This window comes from Commensalibacter papalotli (ex Servin-Garciduenas et al. 2014), from assembly GCF_000527695.1.
In the GTDB taxonomy this organism is placed as follows: Bacteria; Pseudomonadota; Alphaproteobacteria; order Acetobacterales; family Acetobacteraceae; genus Commensalibacter; species Commensalibacter papalotli.
Genome location: NZ_ATSX01000001.1, coordinates 1,408,361 through 1,429,228, shown reverse-complemented (window position 1 = coordinate 1,429,228; position 20,868 = coordinate 1,408,361). Strand labels below are relative to the sequence as shown.

16 protein-coding genes are annotated in these 20,868 nt (G+C 36.4%); 13 read left to right on the top strand and 3 right to left on the bottom strand.

The genetic code is table 11. The features are described 5' to 3' along the window. Positions 1–269 precede the first annotated feature (269 nt). Entirely contained in the window at positions 270–713 is a 444-nt protein-coding gene (locus COMX_RS06450) for a PACE efflux transporter (protein ID WP_034338311.1), read from the top strand. A gap of 301 nt (positions 714–1,014) precedes the next feature. On the opposite strand, the gene COMX_RS06445 is transcribed toward COMX_RS06450, so the two are convergent. After that, positions 1,015–2,100 carry an NADH:flavin oxidoreductase/NADH oxidase gene (locus COMX_RS06445; RefSeq protein WP_034338309.1) on the bottom strand — a complete coding sequence of 362 codons (1,086 nt, stop codon included), beginning with the start codon at positions 2,098–2,100 and terminating at the stop codon, positions 1,015–1,017. Positions 2,101–2,193: 93 nt separating this feature from the next. On the opposite strand from COMX_RS06445, the gene COMX_RS06440 reads away from it, so the two are divergent. From COMX_RS06440 to COMX_RS06430, 3 genes are all read left to right on the top strand, one after another. Further along, positions 2,194–3,093 (top strand): LysR family transcriptional regulator, encoded by a 900-nt coding sequence (locus COMX_RS06440; RefSeq protein WP_034338306.1) that lies wholly within the window; start codon positions 2,194–2,196, stop codon positions 3,091–3,093. A 90-nt stretch (positions 3,094–3,183) separates the two neighbouring features. Further along, on the top strand, positions 3,184–3,942 hold the full coding sequence (locus COMX_RS06435; RefSeq protein WP_034338303.1) for an AzlC family ABC transporter permease: 759 nt from the start codon (positions 3,184–3,186) through the stop codon (positions 3,940–3,942). Continuing rightward, positions 3,932–4,252, top strand: coding sequence for an AzlD family protein (locus COMX_RS06430; protein WP_200867609.1), 321 nt, complete (start codon positions 3,932–3,934; stop codon positions 4,250–4,252). Before COMX_RS06435 ends, COMX_RS06430 begins: the two co-directional genes overlap by 11 nt. A gap of 79 nt (positions 4,253–4,331) precedes the next feature. Here COMX_RS06430 and rpoH read toward each other — a convergent pair whose 3' ends face one another. Together rpoH and COMX_RS06420 are read right to left on the bottom strand one after the other, a co-directional pair. Beyond that, a complete protein-coding gene (rpoH, locus tag COMX_RS06425) occupies positions 4,332–5,240 on the bottom strand; it encodes an RNA polymerase sigma factor RpoH (RefSeq protein ID WP_034338300.1) in 909 nt (302 codons plus the stop codon). 447 nt (positions 5,241–5,687) lie between these two features. Further along, complete coding sequence (locus tag COMX_RS06420; RefSeq protein ID WP_034338297.1) at positions 5,688–6,677, bottom strand: RluA family pseudouridine synthase; 990 nt, start codon at positions 6,675–6,677, stop codon at positions 5,688–5,690. Positions 6,678–6,704: 27 nt separating this feature from the next. Here COMX_RS06420 and COMX_RS06415 point away from each other — a divergent pair, with 27 nt between their 5' ends. From COMX_RS06415 to COMX_RS06375, 9 genes are all read left to right on the top strand, one after another. Beyond that, on the top strand, positions 6,705–7,088 hold the full coding sequence (locus COMX_RS06415; protein WP_051461929.1) for a hypothetical protein: 384 nt from the start codon (positions 6,705–6,707) through the stop codon (positions 7,086–7,088). Positions 7,089–7,355: 267 nt separating this feature from the next. Further along, on the top strand, positions 7,356–10,724 hold the full coding sequence (locus COMX_RS06410; RefSeq protein WP_051461928.1) for a glycosyltransferase: 3,369 nt from the start codon (positions 7,356–7,358) through the stop codon (positions 10,722–10,724). A gap of 181 nt (positions 10,725–10,905) precedes the next feature. Then, positions 10,906–11,706, top strand: coding sequence for an inositol monophosphatase family protein (locus tag COMX_RS06405; RefSeq protein WP_034338293.1), 801 nt, complete (start codon positions 10,906–10,908; stop codon positions 11,704–11,706). 5 nt (positions 11,707–11,711) lie between these two features. Next, positions 11,712–12,866, top strand: coding sequence for an MFS transporter (locus tag COMX_RS06400; RefSeq protein WP_051461927.1), 1,155 nt, complete (start codon positions 11,712–11,714; stop codon positions 12,864–12,866). Between the two features lie 451 nt (positions 12,867–13,317). Continuing rightward, a complete protein-coding gene (locus tag COMX_RS06395; protein WP_152534167.1) occupies positions 13,318–15,519 on the top strand; it encodes a hypothetical protein in 2,202 nt (733 codons plus the stop codon). 118 nt (positions 15,520–15,637) lie between these two features. Beyond that, positions 15,638–16,900 carry a nickel pincer cofactor biosynthesis protein LarC gene (gene larC / locus COMX_RS06390; protein ID WP_034338285.1) on the top strand — a complete coding sequence of 421 codons (1,263 nt, stop codon included), beginning with the start codon at positions 15,638–15,640 and terminating at the stop codon, positions 16,898–16,900. Between the two features lie 116 nt (positions 16,901–17,016). Continuing rightward, positions 17,017–17,508, top strand: coding sequence for a DUF3576 domain-containing protein (locus COMX_RS06385; RefSeq protein WP_034338282.1), 492 nt, complete (start codon positions 17,017–17,019; stop codon positions 17,506–17,508). A gap of 24 nt (positions 17,509–17,532) precedes the next feature. Then, entirely contained in the window at positions 17,533–20,145 is a 2,613-nt protein-coding gene (gene leuS / locus COMX_RS06380) for a leucine--tRNA ligase (RefSeq protein WP_034338280.1), read from the top strand. After that, entirely contained in the window at positions 20,142–20,855 is a 714-nt protein-coding gene (locus tag COMX_RS06375; RefSeq protein ID WP_051461926.1) for a hypothetical protein, read from the top strand. Before leuS ends, COMX_RS06375 begins: the two co-directional genes overlap by 4 nt. Positions 20,856–20,868: the final 13 nt, after the last annotated feature.

Genomic DNA, 20,868 nt, shown 5'->3' with positions numbered 1-20,868 from the left:
TCAATCATTATATAAATTCATGAATCTCTAAATGTTATTAAATATATTGTCATTCGCTTGAATGTTATAATTCTCTCTTATGTTTCAAATTTGAAGCACTATGAGTTATCTGTTGTTATTTACTTCTAAAAATAAAGCAGATATAGTTAGGTTAAGTAATAACAAAGTAAAAAGAAGAAAAAAAATTAAACCTAAATGATGTAAAACTATAATCTATAAAAAGATTAGTTAAAAGTAAGAATTAATAATGTAAAAAAGAGTATTTTTAAATGCGTACCTTCCGAGATAGAGTTCGGCATGCGGTTGTTTATGAGATAATTGGATTGTTTTTGTTTATACCCGTTGGTGTATTATTGTTTAACCAACCTATTACCGAGATGAGTGTTGTCGCAATTGCTTCATCTTTGGCTTCTACAATTTGGAATTTTGTTTATAATTTATCTTTTGATAAAGTGATACTTTACTTCCGCGGCACAACTCAAAAAAATATCGTTATTCGTGTATTCCATGCGATTTTATTCGAAGCGGGCTTAACGATCTCTCTTGTTCCTATTGTTGCTTGGTATTTGGGAATCAGTTTGATTTCAGCCTTTTTAATGGATATTACTATTGTATTGTTCTATTTAGTTTATACATTTCTCTTCAATCTGGGATATGATTTTATCTTTCCAGTTGATGAAGAAGTTGAAGGAGAATATTCTTTTAATTCTTAATGAATTTTAAAATATTACCTGTTAAAAAGAGTTCAATTTCAAAGTTGGACTTTTTTTTGTAAATTATAATAATATGAACTGTTTTATATTAGACATCGTTTTGATTAAACCAAAATAAATTGATTTTTAAACAAACGTGTTTTTATAACATATTAGCCTTTGTTTTTGTAAGCAATCGGTTGATCAGGTTACCAAATATACTAGTATATTTGGCTTGTTGTTACTAATTCTTCATATTGTAATTTTATTATACTGTAAAAAGGCCTTATGCCCATAGTGACTAACTAAGGCCTTATTAATTTTATTTCTTATTCAGTTCAAGAGACAATGATGTTTGATAAGCTTTTGGAACAAACTGAATGGCTTCATTCGGAGGGTTATGCTTGTATTGCGTATTTAAAACCCAATAAGGATCTTTTAATAAACCTCTTCCAATAGCAACCAGGTCAGCATCACCAGAATTTAGAACATAATCTGCTAATTCAGGATCTTCTAGTTTTCCAACTGCAATAACGGGAACATTAACCGTTTGTTTAACTGCTTTGGCAAGATACACTTGATAACCTGCATGAAAAGAGGGGCGATGATTGTTATCAAGTGGCCCATCTCCACCGCCACTCACATGTATCACGTCTATACCAGCATCGACATATTCTTTGGCGATTTTACAACCATAAGTAACATCATACCCATTTTTACTGAATTCTTGAGCAGAAATTCGAATGATTAAAGGCATCTCTGCAGGCATAATATCTTTAACTGCTTTAATGATTTGCTTACCAAACAGAAATTTGTCTTGTCCATATTCATCTGTACGCAGATTCATTTTAGGAGAATGAAATTGGTGAATTAAATATCCATGAGCCCCATGCAGTTCAATGGCATCAAACCCAGCCTCTATTGCGCGTTTCGCAGTATTTTGGAATGCTTGTACAAGGTCTAATATTTCAGATTTTGTAAGTTCTTTTGGGGTTTTATATTCCCATTTTCCTTCACCAGCATCGACACTGCCATCGTAAATTATAGGCGAGGAAGATACGACATTTTTTTCACCCAAAGCTTTGCGTCCAGAATGTGCAATTTGAATAGCGATCTTTGCATCTTGTGCATGCACTGCATCAATAATAGGTTTGAATGCATCACGTTGTGCATCGTTCCATAATCCCAGGCAATATGGGGAAATTCTTCCATTTTCAGCAACGCTGGTCATTTCAACAATAATCAATCCAACCCCTCCAACTGCGCGAGAGGCATAATGAATGTGGTGCCATTGATTGACAATACCATTTTGAGCTTGATATTGGCACATTGGAGGCATAACAACACGGTTTTTCAAAGAAAGCCCTTTGATTTGATAGGGTGTATTTAAACTATATAATTTTGTCATTTGAATCTCTTTATCTAAGAATGATTGATTGTTTTCATCATAGGAATAAATTAGATATAAATATAATTAATAATTTATATAAAGATTATAAAAATGGATAATATCAGTTCTTTGGATTTTAATTTGCTTAAAGTTATGAACGCGTTGCTGGATGAGCGTAATGTCACACGTGCAGCCAGGACATTATCTCTTACACAACCTGCGGTCAGTATTATGTTAGGCCGATTAAGAGAGCAATTCAAGGATCCATTATTTATTCGTGCGCCACATGGAGTGGTGCCGACGGATCGTGCGTTAAGTTTGGCAGAGCCTATCAAGAAAATTTTATCAGATATTCATATGTTAATGCAACCACCACAGTTTAATCCTGTTGATCTGGAAATGACGTTTAATATTGCCGCCAATGATAATGATATGCTGGTTACAGGAGTTCCTTTTGTTATGGCTTTAAAACAACAAGCGCCTCATGTGAATGTGGCTTTCCTTTCTTATCATCAACTTGATGTACAGTTAATGCTTGAGCGCGGAGAGTTGGATGTGCTTTTAACGTCTCCAGAAAATATATCTGATTTTTTATACCAACGTGTTTTGTATCAAGAGCGTTATGTTTGTGTTATGAGAAAAGATCATCCTTTGGTAAGCTTGGGCAAAATAAGTTTAGAAAATTTTTGTGCTTATGAGCATGTATTGGTCTCTCATCATGGGGGACAATTTTGCGGGGTTACGGATGAAGCATTAAAACAATTAGGATTAAGTCGAAAGGTTGCTTTATCGGTTACCAGTTTTTTATTATTGCCATGTGTTTTGGAAAAAAGCGATTTTATCGCTGTGGCGCCAGAGCGGGTTGTTAAGAATTTCAAAAATATTATATTAATTGATCCCCCGATCGAAGTAAAAGGATATACCAAGATTATGGCGTGGCATGAACGCAATCATAAAGATCCCAGGCAACAATGGTTACGCCAAGTTATGTGGCAGAATGGGGGAAATTAATGTTAGGTCTATTAAAATAAAAGGAAATTGGTTTACATCTTAAATTTAACTGACTAAGATTTTTCTTCACTTTAAAAATAGGAAAAGGAAATGTCAGTTTCCTCTGTTGCACAACAGAAATTAAAACATCATACATATAAAGAATGCGTAAGGGCATTTAAAGTAGCTATTCCTTTGATTATCAGTTTTATTCCATTTGGAATGATGCTTGGGGCACAAGCCAAAATTAAAGGGATGAGCTTATTAGAACTGGTTTTAATGTGCGGGCTAAATTTTGCAGGTGGGTCTGAGTTTGTCGCTATTGGCCTGTGGCAACAAATACCACCTTTACTTTTGATTGTTTGTATGACTTTGTTGGTAAATTGCCGTCATATTTTGATGGGAGCAACAATGATCCCTATTTGTCGCAGGCAGCCTGTGCGTAAAATGTTATTATCGTTCTTTCTGCTTTGCGATGAAACATGGGCGCTTTCTTTGCAGGATAGTTATCGTCGGATGGAAGAAGGATACAGAGAACCATTTAGTTATCCTTTTTATATTACGATTGCTGTTTCTTTTTATATAACTTGGATTGTTTCTGCAGTCTTAGGAATGTTTGTGGGACCATTATTGGGGGATTTAACCCAATATGGGTTTGATATGGCCTTTCCCGCAGTTTTTATTGTACTATTACGGGGTATGTGGAATGGATGGCGTCGAGGAATTCCATGGATATGTAGTTTGTTAGTTGCTTGCATTGTACATTTAATGGTGCCTGGTGCCTGGTATGTTATCGCAGGAACAATGACAGGGTTGCTTATGGTATTATGTATGCCCTCGCGTTTTTTTGAGGTAAAACATGCTGAATAATCTGATTAATGAACATTCGTTTTTAACGATTGTTGGTATGGGATTTGTAACATACCTAACACGGATTAGTGGGTACCTTTTACTTAGGAATAAAGATTATCCCAAGTTAACGAGAGTGTTAGAAATTTTACCTGGTTGCGTTATGATCTCTTTGATTGCCCCAATTTTTGTAACAGGAAAATTATCAGATTTAATCGCGGTTACTTTAACAATTATTACCGCGATGCGTTTTTCTTTTTTAGTAACATTAGTCGTCGGTATAGGGTCAGCAGGAATTTTACGATTTTTTTTACCAATGATCTTACATTAAATAACAAAAAAAGAGGATTATATTTATATATAATCCTCTGATATTAAAAAGTGTCTGAAGTAAAAAGTGAAGTTTACAGTCAAGCAATAGCATGTCTTTGGATATGGCTACTACTATTATCAGAAAAAAAAGTAGAAGCTTGTATTACCTCTTGAAGTTTTTCAAAAGCTCTGACTTCGATTTGTCTGATACGCTCTCTTGAAATGTTATAGACTTGAGACAACTCCTCTAACGTTGCAGGTTTTTCTTTTAGTCTTCTTTCAACCAAGATTTCACGTTCTCTGGGTTTTAAAGATTGCATTGCTTCATGCAAAAGTGTTCTACGATTTGAAAGTTCTTGTTCTTCAGCATAACTCTCCTCTTGATTGATACTGTCATCAACTAACATACTTTGCCACTCGTCATAATCACTGTCATTACCGATTGGTGTGTTTAGACTGTGATCGTGAGCGCTTAAGCGTTGATTCATATTTTGAACCTCTTCTTTGGCAACGCCTAATGCTTTGGAAATTGCCTCAAGTTGCTCTGGATCTAAATCATTTTCACCCAAAGCTCTAATCTGACTTTTAACGCGACGTAGGTTAAAGAAAAGCTTCTTTTGAGTTGCTGTTGTGCCAATTTTAACCAAAGACCAGCTGTGCAAGATGTATTCTTGTATAGCGGCCTTAATCCACCAAATTGCGTAAGTTGTAAAGCGAAAACCTCTTTCAGGATCAAAGCGTTGTATTGCTTGTAACATCCCAATATTTCCTTCGCTGATCAACTCGTTCAAAGGTAGACCATAACCTTTATAACCAGCAGCAATTTTGATTACTAATCTTAGATGAGCAGAAACTAAACGATGTGCAGCTTCTATATCGCCTTCATCTTTCCATTTTTTTGCATATTTGTATTCTTCCTCAAGAGTTAATAGAGGAAACTTACGTGTATATTGCATATATTGAGTAAGATTAGTATCTGGACTTATTTTTAACATTGACGACACCATAACATATGCTCCTTATGATATTGTATTCTGCTATTGCAAAATAGATTTGTAGATCTTTATACTTATTTATAATACAGCTTTATTTGCTGCTTTTATGTTGCTAGGTGATTGTTACCTAACAATTATTTAATATCAGACCAAAATGGTCCTGTCAAAAAAATAACATCTTTTTTTGTTGCCTTTTCATCGAGAAAAACGATTTAAATATGCAATAAAATTGATTGTTAATAAATTGCACCCTGTAAGGTTAGATTTTAAATATGCTTATGGCATAAAGTAAAGTTTTTGTTAATAAAAAATTAACGAAAAAAATTAATATTTTTAAAGGGTTTTATAACGAATTCGAAGTGTTAAATCGATTCGCTATGGAACGAATCGTCATATCGTGTTGAATTTAGGTATTAAATAAGATGTAAAAGGAATATGAATTTTTTCAATTGTGAATTTTTATATATTGACAATTATATTTTTAATTAAATCTTGCATATCTTTAGGTAACTCGGTTTCAAATTGTAAATATTTCCCTGTGATAGGATGGGAAAATCCTAAAAAGGTTGCATGTAGAGCTTGTCGAGGAAAGTCCAACGTAATATTTCTTTGTTCATCCGAAAGCTGTTTAGATATCGTTGGAACGCGTTTTAAATAAACAGGATCACCGATTAAAGGGTGGCCTTCTTTTGAAAGGTGAACACGTATCTGATGAGTCCGCCCTGTGTCGAGTTTACATTGGATTAAACTGATAGCAGGATTAATGAGTTGAAGGGTTTTATAATGTGTTCTGGCAAATTTTCCACCTCTTTTAACCACGGCCATTCTTTTGCGATCATATGGATCTCGGCCGATATTTCCTTCAATACTGCCTTTGGTGGGGCTTAAGATCCCCCAACACAAAGCAAGATATAAACGGTCAATATTTCTGTTGGCGAAATCTTCTGATAATTTAGTTAAAGCTTGCTCTGTTTTGGCAACGACAATAATCCCTGAAGTATCTTTGTCCAACCTATGCACAATACCTGGACGTTTTTCCCCACCAATTCCTGTAAGGGTATCTCCACAATGTGCTAAAAGCGCGTTAACTAGGGTTCCATCTTCATTGCCTGGTGCAGGATGGACGACTAGGCCTGCGGATTTGTTAACAACAATTAAATCGTGATCTTCGTATAAAATGTCTAAATCAATTTTTTGGGCTTCTAGAGCGTAAGGTTTAGCTTGAGGAATGTGTAATTCTATATGATCGTTTTCTTTGACTGAAGTTGATGGATCACGTACTATTAAATGATTGCGTTGGCACAGTCCTTGCTCTATTAGCGATTTAAGGCGAGATCTAGAATAGTCATGGTAAGTTTGAGCAAGGAAACGATCAAGACGGATATTATTGTTTTCTCTTGCAACTAGGGCTACAAAAGAAGACTCAGTTTTATTATTTGTATCAGACATAAAGAAAGTTCCAAAAAAGTGAAGAATATGCTGCCAGAACAGACAACAGAACCTTTAACACAAAAAAATAAAGGAATGTTAGCGTTAGTTATTTTTCTAGGGGTTTTAATTGTTGTGGCAACAACAGTTTTAATTTTCGTTATTGTCAGTCGACTTATTCATAAAAATGATCATCCAGCAACTGTAATGTCGACAATACCGACATCATCTGTACCCGCTTCGGTGATGCGCCCTGTAAGTGTTTTACAAGAACCGAATGGAACGCATATTACCCAAATCTTTCGACAATCAGATCAAATGATGGTAATATCTCTTAGTGGGGGAGGTTTACCAGATCGTATTGTGATGTGGGATGTGGCTAATCAACAAAAATTATCTGAAATAAAATTATTAGATCCTTTAAGGAAATAATAATCTAAAATTTTTAAAGCGCTTTCCAGTGTTTAATTAAACACGAATAAGTTATAATTGGTTATTGAAACAGTTCTTGGTGAAAAAGGATATATGTATTAAACATTAAAGTGACTATAGTGATTGGTGGGAAAAGTAAATGAAAAAAAGAGTATTGATTAAGTTTATTAACGATTAGTTTTGGTTTAATTTCAAAAGTATGTTACTAAATTGGCCTAGTATAAAGTTATATTCGCTTATCTAATAGCTGTTTGTGATAAAATTCTGATGTTTCAAAGTCTCCTAGTTCTTATTGTTAAAAATGAAGAAAATGACATCCTTGAATGGATATGTCATCACGCTCTAATTGGTTTTGAAAAAATTGTTATTTATGACAATGAATCAACAGATCGTACATCTGAAATAATAAAATATGCCAGTCGATATTTTCCTGTAGATTACGTCTTATGGAAAGATGGTATGCATCCTATTAAAGGTCTTACAAAACAAGGTGCAGCATACACTCATGCAATAAAAAAATATCGTGACTCTGCGGAATGGATGTGTTTTTTAGATGCTGATGAATTTCTAATTCCTCCTAAAGATGAGAATTTAAATGACCTTTTGAATCAAATGTCGGGCTCTAAAGGTTTTGCATTAAACTGGATGACTTTTGGTTCTTCTAATTTGGAGGATTCTAAGGAACGTTTAGTTCTTGAAGCGTATACTTTAAGAGGAGCGGATACGGAAAACATTAACAGACATGTTAAAATGTTTTTCAAGACAGCTTTTGCAAAAAAAGTTGTTAATCCTCATTTTGTAGATGTAGGAGAGCCTATTGTTAATTTAGATAATAAAATTATTCAATGGTCATCTGATGGGATTGTGGCATCGAATGCTATTTTGCAGGCTAAATGGCGTATTCATCATTATATTATTCGTAGCAGAGAGCATTGGCAACGGCGTATTGCAAGAAAACAGCCTGGGGGAAGTGTAAGAGAATGGAGTATTTTTCAAGATTATGATCAAAATGATATCCTTGATTATACAGCATATGATGCCGCACAGAAAGTTTGGGACAAGTTATCTCAACTAGGTCAAAATTATAAACCTCTTTCAGCTATTCCATCTACTTATGATGGTCCAGTTCAAATTTCATCTAATATATTATGTTTTTTAGATGAAGTTAATGCGAATGAAATAAAAGGATGGGCTTGTGATGTATTGGTAGATGAGCCTGTTAATTTGTCTATTTATATTGATAGGAAGTTGGTTGGCTCTTTACAATGTAATAAATCTCGCTCAGATGTTAAAAAATCTAAAATAAATAAAGAGTTCGTAGGTTTTTCTTATAAGTTACCAACGCATTACCTTGATGGTCAGAAACATATCATAATGATTCGTGATCAACATGATTATTATATTAAATTTTATGTAAATGGGAAAAAAGTTAAAGAACATCCTTTTGAAATAGCATTTCAACCTCGGGTTATTGGGCATGTTGATGATCCTATTAATGGTAATCTTAGGGGATGGGTGTCAATTGCACGAGATTGTAGTTACGCAAATTTTGAAACAAAGTGTCATGTTCTTATTTGTTTAGGTCATCGCCCGATCGCAAGTGTATTGGCCGATGAACCTCGGAAAGATGTATATGATGCTCATGGTATAGATTTATATTCTGGGTTTTCATATTCTATCCCTACAGAGTTAAGAGATGGAACTGATAAAGTTTATCGTTTTTATTTATTACCTGAAATGATTGAACTACCAGGTAGTCCTGCTTTATTTGGTGTTGCGCTGAATGATCAAATTGACAAAATAGTTTCTGTTGCTAATAAGATCAAAGATATAGATCGTCACCTAGAGAAAATAAAAATAAAGGATAATATTCTAACTGAAGCAATACAACATGCTTTAAGAAATGTAGAAGAAGTTCTCCCTTATGACGGTGGAACTGTTTTGAACTATGCGTCTTGGTTTTATCAACATCATTTAGAGTTGCACAAAAAAATTAAGACTACGTCACTTAAAGTAAGACCGTTAGTTTCTGTTGTATGTCCTGTGTATCGACCAGTTTTAAAGGACTTCCAAGCAGCTGTTTACTCTGTGTTAAATCAGACATATAAAAATATAGAGCTTATTCTTTGTGATGATGGTGGAGGGGATAGTATTATTGTTGCAGAGATTAAAAAAATAGCAAAAAAAGATTCACGAGTTAAATATATTATTGCTGAGAAAAATAGAGGAATATCTGAGGCAACGAATGCTTGTCTTGATCTAGCACAAGGTGAATGGATTGCTTTTTTTGATCATGATGATGTGCTTGTTGATTGTGCTATAGAAAGAATGTTGGCATTCGACCCTCATAATCAAGTAAATATTTTATATTCTGATGAAGATAAGATCGATGATGATGGGATTATATCAGATCCTATGTTCAAACCAGAATGGAACTATCGATATTTATTAGGTTGTAACTATATAAACCATTTAACAATGGTTCGTCGAACTTTGGTTCAGCAAGTTGGTTATTTAGATACACAATATAATGGTGCACAAGATCATGATTTTCTTTTGCGTTGTATTGAACTGGTGCAGCCCCATCAAATTGTTCATGTTCCTGAAATATTGTATCATTGGCGTAAAACGGCGACTTCAACAGCCTCATCTACAGAGACAAAGCCTTATGTTATAGGTGCTGGAATTAAAGCTGTATCTGATCATTTAAGCCGTTTAAATGTAAAGGCAACGGTGGATAGCTATGGTAAACATAGTATGTATCATATAACAGCGTCTGTTGAACCAAATCAGTCTGTTGCTATTATTATTCCGTTTAAAGATCAGGTTCATTTTACACAAAAATGTGTTGAACATGTTTTAAAGTACACTAAACGGCATAACATACAAATTGTTCTGGTTAACAATAACTCTAAAGAACAGGAAACTCTTTTATATTTAGAGAAAATCTCTAAAAATGAGAAAGTAAAAATTATCAATTATCCGTATGCATTTAATTATTCAAAAATTAATAATTTAGCGGTAAAAAGAACATCATCTGACTATATTGTTTTTTTAAATAATGATTTATTTGTACAGGATGAGTTATGGTTAGATACCATGCTTGGAGAAATGGTCATTGACGCTAATGTTGGTGCTGTTGGTGGAAAATTTTTATATCAAAATAGAATGATCCAACATTGTGGGGTTGTTTTAGGTTGGATGGGTGTGGCAGGTCATGCTTTTTCGCATGAATCAGAGTTTTACCCTGGGTATGGTGCTCGTGCATGGCTTCCTCATCAAGTATCAGCTGTTACAGCAGCATGTATGTTGGTTCCTCGAAAGGTATTTGAAGAAGTTGGTGGGTTTGATGCTAAAACATTGAAGGTTGCTTTTAATGATATTGATTTATGTTTAAAAATTACGCAGTTGGGATATAAAATCATTATCACGCCAGATTTTGTTGCTGAACACCATGAATCTCTCAGTAGAGGGTTAGATGATACCAAGGAAAAATTAGATAGATTTGAAAAGGAAGTGAAAGTAATGCGGAAAAGATGGGGAAAATTACTTGATAATGATCCTTTTTATAGTCCTTCTTTTGCACGCCAAGGGAAACCTTATTTTGACCTTATTCCGTTCGACAAGAATCAATAAGATAGTAACGAGTTCGTAAATATCAAAGAGATATACTGTATAAAATTGGTAATGGATTGCTTTGTTAAATAAATAATAATCGTTATTTTATATGGAAATAGGTTTTTATTTTGGTTATTGTTCAGAAATACAACAGCTTATATTTTTTGCTGTATATAACGATGAGCCATAAGAGGGTATTATGAATATTGCCTTACCATCGCCAGAATTTTTACATGGTTTGGCTAAAGTTGCTGAACAAAAAACGTTACAATCATATTTAAATAACCAAACAATAGATATTAGTACCAAAGTCAAAGAGGGATTTCGGTTTGATCCTGTGACTAATATTGATCGTGATACAGAAAAATTGCTACGACAAGCGATCTCGCAGCAATATCCAGAACATTCTATTATGGGTGAAGAATTTGGAAGAACTCAGGGGGATAGCCTGTTTGAGTGGGTTATTGATCCAATTGATGGGACGCGACCTTTTCTATGTGGATTACCAGTATGGGGATGTTTAATTGGGTTGCTATATGATAGTAAAGCCGTCATGGGAATAATGAGTCAACCTTATACAGGGGATCGATTTTGGTCTGATGGACAGGCATCTTGGTTTGCAGGCCGTTTAGGAACGGTACAAATAAAAACAAGACAATCTGTTCCTTTAAATCAAGCAATTTTACATACAACCTCGCCTGAGTCTGTAGATATTTATCCAAAAAATAATTTTGGATTACTTAAAAAACAAGTTTTAATGACCCGTTACGGTGGTGAATGTTATGCTATGGCGATGTTGGCGGCTGGACATATTGATATTTGTGTAGAGTATTCTTTACAACCTTATGATATTGCAGCCCTTATTCCAATTATTGAACATGCAGGTGGAGTTGTAACAACAATCGAGGGACATAGACCAGAGCAAGGTGGTGCTATTATTGCCAGTGCTAATGCACAATTACATCAAGATGTTTTGCAGATCTTAAATACAGAAGAATAGTTGTTATGCTTCAACATTATATGAATGATAAAATTGCCACCCGTGTTATTTTCTTGATTGCAGGGATGATTACCGCTATGTGGGCAGTCATTGTCCCTTTTGCAAAAATGAATACGGGAATTAATGATGCTGTCTTGGGAACATTATTACTTTGTTTAGGCGCAGGGGCTATTATTTCAATGCCTATGGCAGGACCTTTGACATCTCGTTATGGGTGTAAAAATGTTATTATCGTTTCAACCATTATCATGGTGGTTGCTGCGCCCTTTTTGTCTTTTATCTCTCATCCAATTCTTTTGGCGTTCTTTTTGTTAATTTTTGGTGTGGGTGTTGGCATGACGGATTGTGCCATTAATGTTCAAGCCATTATTGTAGAGAAAAAAGAAAAAAAAGCCTTAATGTCTGGATTTCATGGCATGTTTAGTCTAGGTGGTATAGTCGGGGCAGGATTAATGACAGGGTTTCTTGCCTTGGGCGTTAATATTATTGCTTCAACTTTTTTAATTTTATTTATTATTATTTTTCTTTTTGGTATTAGCTTTCGACATTTTTTACCTTATGCCAATCCTGCTGAAGGGCCTGCTTTTGCTATTCCGAAAGGGATCGTTTTGGTTTTAGGGATTATTTGTTTTGTTGTTTTTTTAGTCGAGGGAACGGCATTAGATTGGAGTGCTGTGTATTTAGTTGATTCAAAACATATCTCAGATTCTTTGGGAGGTATAGGTTTTACGGCCTTTGCAACAGCAATGACAGGGGGAAGGCTTACAGGTGATTATATTGTCAATAAATTTGGAGCTTTGCGTGTTGTTATCATAGGTAGCATTATCGCTTTGTTAGGCTTTTACTTTGTCATTACAGGGATTGATTTATCTATATTATTAACAGGGTATTTTTTAATTGGTGCTGGTTGTTCTAATATTGTGCCTGTGATGTTTAATCAGATTGGTAAACAAACGACGATGTCACAAATGGTTGCTGTGCCTGCTGTTTCTACGTTGGGATATATTGGTATTTTAGCAGGACCTGCGATGGTTGGGTTTATTGCACATCACAGTTCTTTATCTCATGCATTTATATTTGTAGCATTGTTGATGGTGATTGTTTTGCTTTTAACAATAGCTTTGCAAAAAGTTATGAATGCTAATCAGGGCAGTTTATAACCCTGATATTGAGAGCGTTTTATTAATAATTTATGAGTGGATATTCATTTGTGTATATTTAAGTTGACTAAGATTTAATCAGCTTGAATATCATGAACAATTTATCTGGGTTTAATATGGCATCATTTAGAGTATCATTTTAAGAGGTTTGCGATTCACTCATAGTGCAAGATAGCGATATGACTATCTTTAGATACTGTAAAATCGGTGATAATATTCCCCCAGTAATATCTGTTTTGGGAAATAAAAACAGATTTATCTTTGTGTCACAAGTAAGAGTAGAATTACCGGCTCTTGCATTTAAGCTATCATCTAATATGATTAAGTAACAGCATTTTAAAGGTTAACTTGATTGAAATTAATACTTGTTAATTGTTACTATATTCACGTCTTATTTTATGTCACTATGCTCTTGGTAGGTAAGATTTTTTGATATAAGGACAATCGTTAAATGAAGCAGTCAGTAAGGGTTTTGTGTTATTGCGTGGGGCTGACTGTATTGACTTCTACGGTGGTAATTGCATGTGGCCCTTTTTTCCCATGGCAGTTATTGGATAATCGCAAGCAGACATTATTAGATTTACCCTCAACGGATACTTTTTCTCAAAAGATAAAAAATCTTGGTGTCGTCACTGCACAAGAAAAGCAAAATCTGTTTTCAGCTGATAACGTAAATCTTTTAGCTTCAGAACAAACGACTTGTCCTAATACGGACGAAGCTTATAAAAAGGCAGCAACATTATTTCACGATAAACAATGGGAAGAAGCACGCTCAGCTTTTGCTCTGCTGGCTTATAATGACAAAAATGCTGCACAGCAAGTTTGTGCGAAATACACATTAGGTCGTATTGAAAAAGAGTTAGGACATTTTGAAGATGCGGTGCAATCCTTTAATGGTACAGCATATTTAGTTGCAAATGGTGCGCCAGATCCTTTGCATCTTGGAATTGCTGCTTATGGAGAGGCTGCGGGTGTAATTCTTGATCAAATTGGCAAGCGAATAACAACGCCATATAATCCCAAAGATGATTCAGGTGGTATAACACTATGGAATGTTGGTGGTGTTAAAGAGGATAGTTTATTACAATTACAAAGAGCAGTAGAGCTATATTTAAAACAAGTTAAACTGGGTGAGAATAGTGGTTTAAGTTCGATTGTCATTATTCTAAAAGGGTTGAGTGACCCCAAGAATCCTGATGCTAAATTATTGTTAGATCAGGCTGTTCATAATCCTTTGTTACGTAAAATTTTGTTGGCTTATGTATTAACGGATGAAATCGACTATAGAACTTATTCGAAAGAACAAACGCAAAATATCTTACAAGCTTTTGTAAAGGCTGGAATAGATCAGAAAAATCATTATGATGATTTGGGATCTTTGGGGGCTTTTGCATATCAAAATAATGATATGGATAAAGCACAGGTTTTTGCCCAGTATGATTGGCAAAAGAATCAAAAGGCACTTGATGCTTGGGTTTTGGCCAAGATTGCCCTGAGAAAAGGTGATAAAGAAAAAGGGCAAGAATTTTACCACCAAGCGATTGCTCATTTTAATGACGGAAGTTTACGAAAAGATAATATACAGCGTGTACAAGGGGAACGTGCAGTTTTAACATTGTCTCAAGGTAATTTTGTTCAAGCTTTGGAAGAATTATGGCCAGTTCGAGATAGTTATTGGGGAGATGTCGTTTATCTCGCTGAAAATGTATTAACGCCTGATGAGCTAAAGCGATTTGTTAATATTCATACGACTGTCCCCAGAGATAGACAGGCTGTATGTGATCAAGAGGTCAGCAATGAAAATTATTACGATCAAGATACTGATAAATATTACGGATATAATTTAGCTGGACGCTCTATGGCATTGCGCCATTTGCTTGCTCGTAGATTAATGCGGGCTGGACGTATACAAGAAGCTATTCCTTATTTTGTCACTTCAGCGGATGCTAATTGTAAAGGGATACCTCAGCATGTTCAACTAGAGCGCGATTATATTAAGGCAACAACGGATATGCGTCGCAGTTTTTGGGCAACAGATCGTGCCAAGGCAGCATGGAAAGCAGCAGTAATTTTGCGTCGCCACGGTATGGCGCTGATGGGAACGTCTGGTTATCCAGATCAAAATCCAGGTGATTATGCATATGGTATCAGCCAAATGATGGGGCCTGTGCATAACTCTAACAATAAACCATGGAGCGTTTCCACAGAACAAGTTCGAACAGGGGCTTCTTGGCCAATTCCTAATCATCGCTTTCATTATCGGTATTTGGCCACACAAGATGTTTTATATGCGGCCAGTCTAATACCTCATCAATCACAGGCATACGCAGCTATTTTATGTCATGCTAATGGTTGGATGCAAGATACATCAAATTATGGTTCTCCTCCTGCTATATATTATTATCCTAATTCAGATTCATATGAATCTGCTGAAGAGCATGCACAAGTAAGTTTATGGAAAAATTCTTCGTATGCGAATGCAAAATCTGTAGCGCTTTATAATCTCTATTTGAAAAACGGTCCTGTAGTATCTTTTGCTACCCATTTTGGTTATAATTGTCCAGAGCCCCAATTTGGTGCAGTTACCAAGGTAAAGCGTGATTTATTTTGGAAAAAATTAAGATCCTCTTTTCATTTTTTGAAAGGGCAGTAAGATTTTCAGCTAAGGTATAAATCGTTAGTAAAGAACTGTTGAATTGTCTAAGTGGATTTTTTAATATCATTAAAGTAATTAAAATACTGTTAATTTAAAGTAACGAAAGAATTATTCGGTGAAGATTGGCTATCTAGATTGTTTTGCAGGAATGAGCAGCAGCAGGTTTATTGGTGCTCTGGTTGATGCTGGGGTGCCACAAGAAATTTTGCACGATGCATTGCAAGCATTAGATGTTGGTGCACGGTTAGATTTAATGCGTATTAAGCGCAATGGGATTGAAACAACCAAGGCTCATATCAGTCTTACTTCTAAAGATACTGATTTGGAATCGATTCCTTATTACGAGCTACCAATTTTCGTAGATAAATATTCTGCTCCTGAAGATTTGCAGTTACTGAGTACGATTATTGCATTGATCTCCAACGCAAATCTATCTGAAAAAGCGAAAGATCTAGCTATTAATTGTTTTACTTATCTTGCGGTGGCAGAGGCACAGGTGCGTGCTTTACCCATAGAGGAAATCTATTTTCATAAAATTAGAGCCTTAAATACTGTTGTTACAGTGGTTTTGTGTTGTACAGGGTGCGATTGGTTAAATATTGATCAATGGTATGCGTCTCCTTTAAATGTAGGATCTGGTATGTTGAAATACCCACAAGGCTCTTTACCAGTACCAACGCCTGCGACATTACAATTATTGGGTGATGAAACTCCTATTATATCCTCTGGTCCGCAAAAAGAGTTATTAACCTCTACTTGTGCAGCATTAATTAAAGCATTAAATGTTTGTTTTTCCCCTTGCCCTCCATTATGTATTGACCGTGTTGGTTATGGAGCAGGAAGAATAGAATATGATAATCTTCCTAATTTTTTAAGACTATGTATTGGTCACGTAACAGACGGCAGAAAACATAATATCGATAATAATGTTGTTATAACTCAAGCAGAATTTACAAATCTACAACCAGAACAAATTGAGATTTTACAGCAAGAACTTTACCAAAAAGAGGCGCAGCTTGTTTATATAATGCCTATTTTTACGACGAATCAAGTAACACATAAATTAGTTATTGTTTCTTTACCTGAATTTGCGACCTCTATACGGCATCATTTATTCTCTCAAATAGCGTTACATACAGTGCATTGGCGTACAGAGCATTACGAAGGATTAACGCATTATGATGAGTTGGTATTAAGCCCTTGGGGGAAAATCAAAGTTCAGGTTGGGCAATTATTAGATAATAAAATTATTTCCGTGATTCCAGATTTGCAAACTTGCCAATCTGTTGCTCAAAAACATGATTTACACCCTGATCAGATCAGTAAAACAGTAAAAAGACTTTTTTTAACAGCAAAAAACTCATATTATAAAGAATAAAGATTTAAAAAAAGATTTAAATTCTGTATAACGAACGACAATATTATTGTAACGTTTTTTGTAAAAATCATCAACGTCAGATCACTGATTTGGTAATAGTGGAGAGGCCATAACCTATGAATTTTGTATCCTCATTGTCGTTTTCTCGACTTTTGTTAGTGGCAAGTGCTTTGTCTTTAGGCCTTGTTGCTTGTTCAAAAGATAAAAAACAAGACAACTTGGCATTTCCAGACCAACGCTTAGTGGGAGTAGATCGTTCTGCTGTGGGGGGTGATGACAACTTGCAAGGTGGTGTAAATGCGTATTTATGGCGAGGTGCTGTTGATACATTATCTTTTATGCCTCTTTTGTCTGCTGATGCAGTAGGGGGAACTCTTGTAACCGATTGGTATCAACCTGTTCCTGCTAACAAAGAACGTTTTCAGATTATTTGTGCAATCTTAGATCGCCGCTTGCGTTCTGATTCAATCAGCGTTGTTGTTCATAGACAAGTTCAAGAAAATGGTCAGTGGGTTGATGCGCCAGTAACAGCGAATACAGCTTCAGACATTACCAGCAAGATCCAAGTCCGTGCGCGTGAGTTACGTGCCGATAAATATAAAAAATAATTAACAGATACTGATTAAAATATTATGAGCGACTCTTCTTCTTTTTCGTATAATTTCCAACACACTGAACCATTTTGGCAACAAGAATGGGAAAAGCGTCGCTTGTTTGACGTTCCCAATGTTCCTGACCCTAATTTGCCCAAATACTATGTCCTAGAGATGTTTCCATATCCTTCGGGGCAATTACATATGGGCCATGTGCGGAATTACACACTGGGGGACGTGGTTGCTCGGTATAAGCGTGCCCGTGGATATAGTGTTTTACATCCTATGGGATGGGATGCTTTTGGATTGCCTGCTGAAAATGCAGCAAAAAGCCGTGGTGTATCACCAGCAAAATGGACAATGGAAAATATTGCTGCGATGCGAGCAGAGCTCAAACGTTTGGGCTTTTCCTTGAATTGGGATCGTGAATTTGCAACATGCCAACCTGAATATTACGGACAGCAGCAAAAATTAATCCTTCGTTTGATGAAGGAAGGCTTGTTGGAGCGCCGTGAAAGTTGGGTTAATTGGGATCCAGAAGATCAAACAGTGCTGGCCAATGAGCAAGTTATTGATGGAAGAGGTTGGCGTTCTGGTGCGTTAATTGAAAAGAAACAACTCTTTCAATGGTTCTTTAAAATTACCAAATTTGCCCAGCCTTTGTTGGATGGTTTAAAAACATTAGATAATTGGCCAGAACGCGTTAAAACCATGCAAGAACGCTGGTTAGGACGTTCAGAAGGCGCAAAAGTTCGGTTTACTTTGGATCATGCACCATCTGATTTCGAAGAAGCTTTACAATCCGTTGAAGTCTTTACCACACGCCCAGATACGTTATTTGGAATGGCGTTTTTAGCGATTTCTCCTGATCATCCAATCGCTGCAAAATTGGCTAAAAACAACTCTAAACTTGGTGAGTTTATAGCAGAATGCCACCGCATGGGTACTTCTGAAGAAGTTATCGAAAAGGCAGAGAAAAAAGGCGTGGATACAGGCTTGCAAGTCATTCATCCTTTTATACCTAATCAAAAATTCCCTGTTTGGATTGCTAATTTTGTGTTGATGGATTATGGCACAGGTGCTGTTTTCGGATGCCCATCAGGCGATCAACGCGATATTGATTTTGCCCGTAAATATAACCTTGCTTTTAAAACCGTGGTGATGCCGCAAGGTGAAGATCCAACACAATTCGTGGTTACAGACAAGCCACATGCGGGTGATGGTGTATTAATTAATTCCGATTTTTTAAATGGTTTGACGATTGCCAAAGCCAAGAAAGCAGCGATTGCACGTTTGGAAGAAATGGGCATTGGTGAAAAGATTGTTAATTGGCGTTTACGGGATTGGGGATTATCTCGTCAACGTTATTGGGGCTGCCCAATTCCTGTAATTCACTGCCCAACTTGTGGTGTTGTGCCTGTTCCAGAAGATCAATTGCCAGTGATTTTACCAGAAGATGTTGATTTTTCTTTGTCTGGAAACCCTTTGGATAATCATCCGACCTGGAAGCATGTTGACTGTCCAAAATGTCATGGCAAGGCACAAAGAGAAACCGATACCTGTGATACATTCGTTGACAGTTCTTGGTATTTTGCACGTTTTACGGCACCGCATTCCTCCGATCCAATTGATCATGAAGCGGTAAACCGCTGGATGCCAGTCGATCAATATATCGGTGGGATTGAACATGCTATTCTTCATTTGCTTTATGCACGTTTTTTTACCCGTGCTTTAAACACCATTGATGAAGTGGGAATGCAAGAGCCTTTCAAGGCATTGTTTACCCAAGGCATGGTAATGCATGAAAGCTATAAAGATGCTGCGGGTGAGTGGTTATCCCCTGATGAAATCAAAAAAACAGATGCTGGTTTTGTAACCCGTGATACTGGCGAAGCAGTTATGGTTGGACGTATTGAAAAAATGTCCAAATCTAAGAAAAATACGATTGCGCCTTCTGCGATCATAGAACGTTTTGGTGCGGATACCGCGCGTTGGTTTATTTTGTCTGATAATCCACCAGAACGGGATATGGAATGGACAGAAGAGGGCGCTGTTGCAACCTCTCGTTTCTTGCAACGTCTATATCGTGTTGTGTCTATTATTGCACAAGATGTTCCAGTTGACGTTTCTTTGCCGGAGCAAATTGCACAAAGCGCAGATGATTTGCGTCGTATGACGCATCGCACCATTGTGGCTGTGACAGAGGCATTGGATGGGTTTGCAATGAATGTGGCGATTGCCCGCTTGCATGAGCTGACAAACGCAGTTGCAGATGCTGAAAAGCAAGCCAAAGAAGTCGGGGTGGATTTTGCCCGTCGTGAAGCAGCTTATATGTTAAGCCTATTATCTGGACCTTTGGTTCCGCATATGGCCGAAGATATGGTGCGATTACTTGGTGTTCAAGAATTGGTTGCACAAACCCCTTGGCCAATAGCTGATGATGCATTGTTGGCGGCAACACGGGTTATCATTGCGGTGCAAATCAAAGGGAAATTAAGGGCAACGATTGAGGTTGCTCCTGATATGGATAAAGATGCTGTTATAGAGCTGGCACGTTCAGAAAAGGCAGTTGCGAAATTCTTGGATGGGAAAACTATTATTAAGACCATTCATGTTCCTAATAAAATCGTTAACTTTGTGGTAAGCGGATGAAACGAATTAGTCAATTATTAAAAACCTCTGGCGTATTGTTAGGGATTGGAGTGATGTTGTCAGGATGTGGATTTAAACCCATGTATGGCAAAAGCGCTAATCTGGATGTAAATAGCGAATTACAGAAAATTTATGTTCCTGTATTGTCTGACCGTTATGGACAGCTAGTGCGCCAATCATTGCAACAAAATCTTGCTGGAGCAGGACCCGAAGATCCTAAAACGTACCAATTGGATGTTTCTCCAAGCTTAAATGAAGAGGCAATTGATATTCATCATGATAACTCTTCTGGTCGTGCAAGAATGATTGGTAGGGCACATTGGGCACTAAAGACCATTTCTATCAATCCCGTTGTTATTGCGCAAGGTGATGCACAGGCAATGGACGGATATACGGTAACGTACGAGCAATATTTTGCACAAAGTCTAAATGACGAAACAGCACAAGCGCGTGTTGCTAAAAATTTAGCCGATGAAGTAACCCAACAGGTTGCAACATGGTTCAGAAATAACGATACTTATCAAACCAAAGCAGCAACACCAGATACACCAAAGCCCAATTATATGTTACCAAGTATGAATCCTGGTACAAACGGTGCTGCAACGCAAAGTGCTGGTTCTGATGGTTTCCCTGCGATGGCAACGGGGCGAAATACGATGATTCCTGTAGGTATGGATAATATGAAACCAGAAGATGCACCTGGTAATTAATAGTGTTGGATTA

Bases quoted from the DNA above. Each gene is read 5' to 3' on its own strand.
- COMX_RS06450 (WP_034338311.1), top strand. From the start codon at position 270: ATGCGTACCTTCCGAGATAGAGTTCGGCATGCGGTTGTTTATGAGATA.
- COMX_RS06445 (WP_034338309.1), bottom strand. From the start codon at position 2,100: ATGACAAAATTATATAGTTTAAATACACCCTATCAAATCAAAGGGCTT.
- COMX_RS06440 (WP_034338306.1), top strand. From the start codon at position 2,194: ATGGATAATATCAGTTCTTTGGATTTTAATTTGCTTAAAGTTATGAAC.
- COMX_RS06435 (WP_034338303.1), top strand. From the start codon at position 3,184: ATGTCAGTTTCCTCTGTTGCACAACAGAAATTAAAACATCATACATAT.
- COMX_RS06430 (WP_200867609.1), top strand. From the start codon at position 3,932: ATGCTGAATAATCTGATTAATGAACATTCGTTTTTAACGATTGTTGGT.
- rpoH (WP_034338300.1), bottom strand. From the start codon at position 5,240: ATGGTGTCGTCAATGTTAAAAATAAGTCCAGATACTAATCTTACTCAA.
- COMX_RS06420 (WP_034338297.1), bottom strand. From the start codon at position 6,677: ATGTCTGATACAAATAATAAAACTGAGTCTTCTTTTGTAGCCCTAGTT.
- COMX_RS06415 (WP_051461929.1), top strand. From the start codon at position 6,705: ATGCTGCCAGAACAGACAACAGAACCTTTAACACAAAAAAATAAAGGA.
- COMX_RS06410 (WP_051461928.1), top strand. From the start codon at position 7,356: ATGTTTCAAAGTCTCCTAGTTCTTATTGTTAAAAATGAAGAAAATGAC.
- COMX_RS06405 (WP_034338293.1), top strand. From the start codon at position 10,906: ATGAATATTGCCTTACCATCGCCAGAATTTTTACATGGTTTGGCTAAA.
- COMX_RS06400 (WP_051461927.1), top strand. From the start codon at position 11,712: ATGCTTCAACATTATATGAATGATAAAATTGCCACCCGTGTTATTTTC.
- COMX_RS06395 (WP_152534167.1), top strand. From the start codon at position 13,318: ATGAAGCAGTCAGTAAGGGTTTTGTGTTATTGCGTGGGGCTGACTGTA.
- COMX_RS06385 (WP_034338282.1), top strand. From the start codon at position 17,017: ATGAATTTTGTATCCTCATTGTCGTTTTCTCGACTTTTGTTAGTGGCA.
- leuS (WP_034338280.1), top strand. From the start codon at position 17,533: ATGAGCGACTCTTCTTCTTTTTCGTATAATTTCCAACACACTGAACCA.
- COMX_RS06375 (WP_051461926.1), top strand. From the start codon at position 20,142: ATGAAACGAATTAGTCAATTATTAAAAACCTCTGGCGTATTGTTAGGG.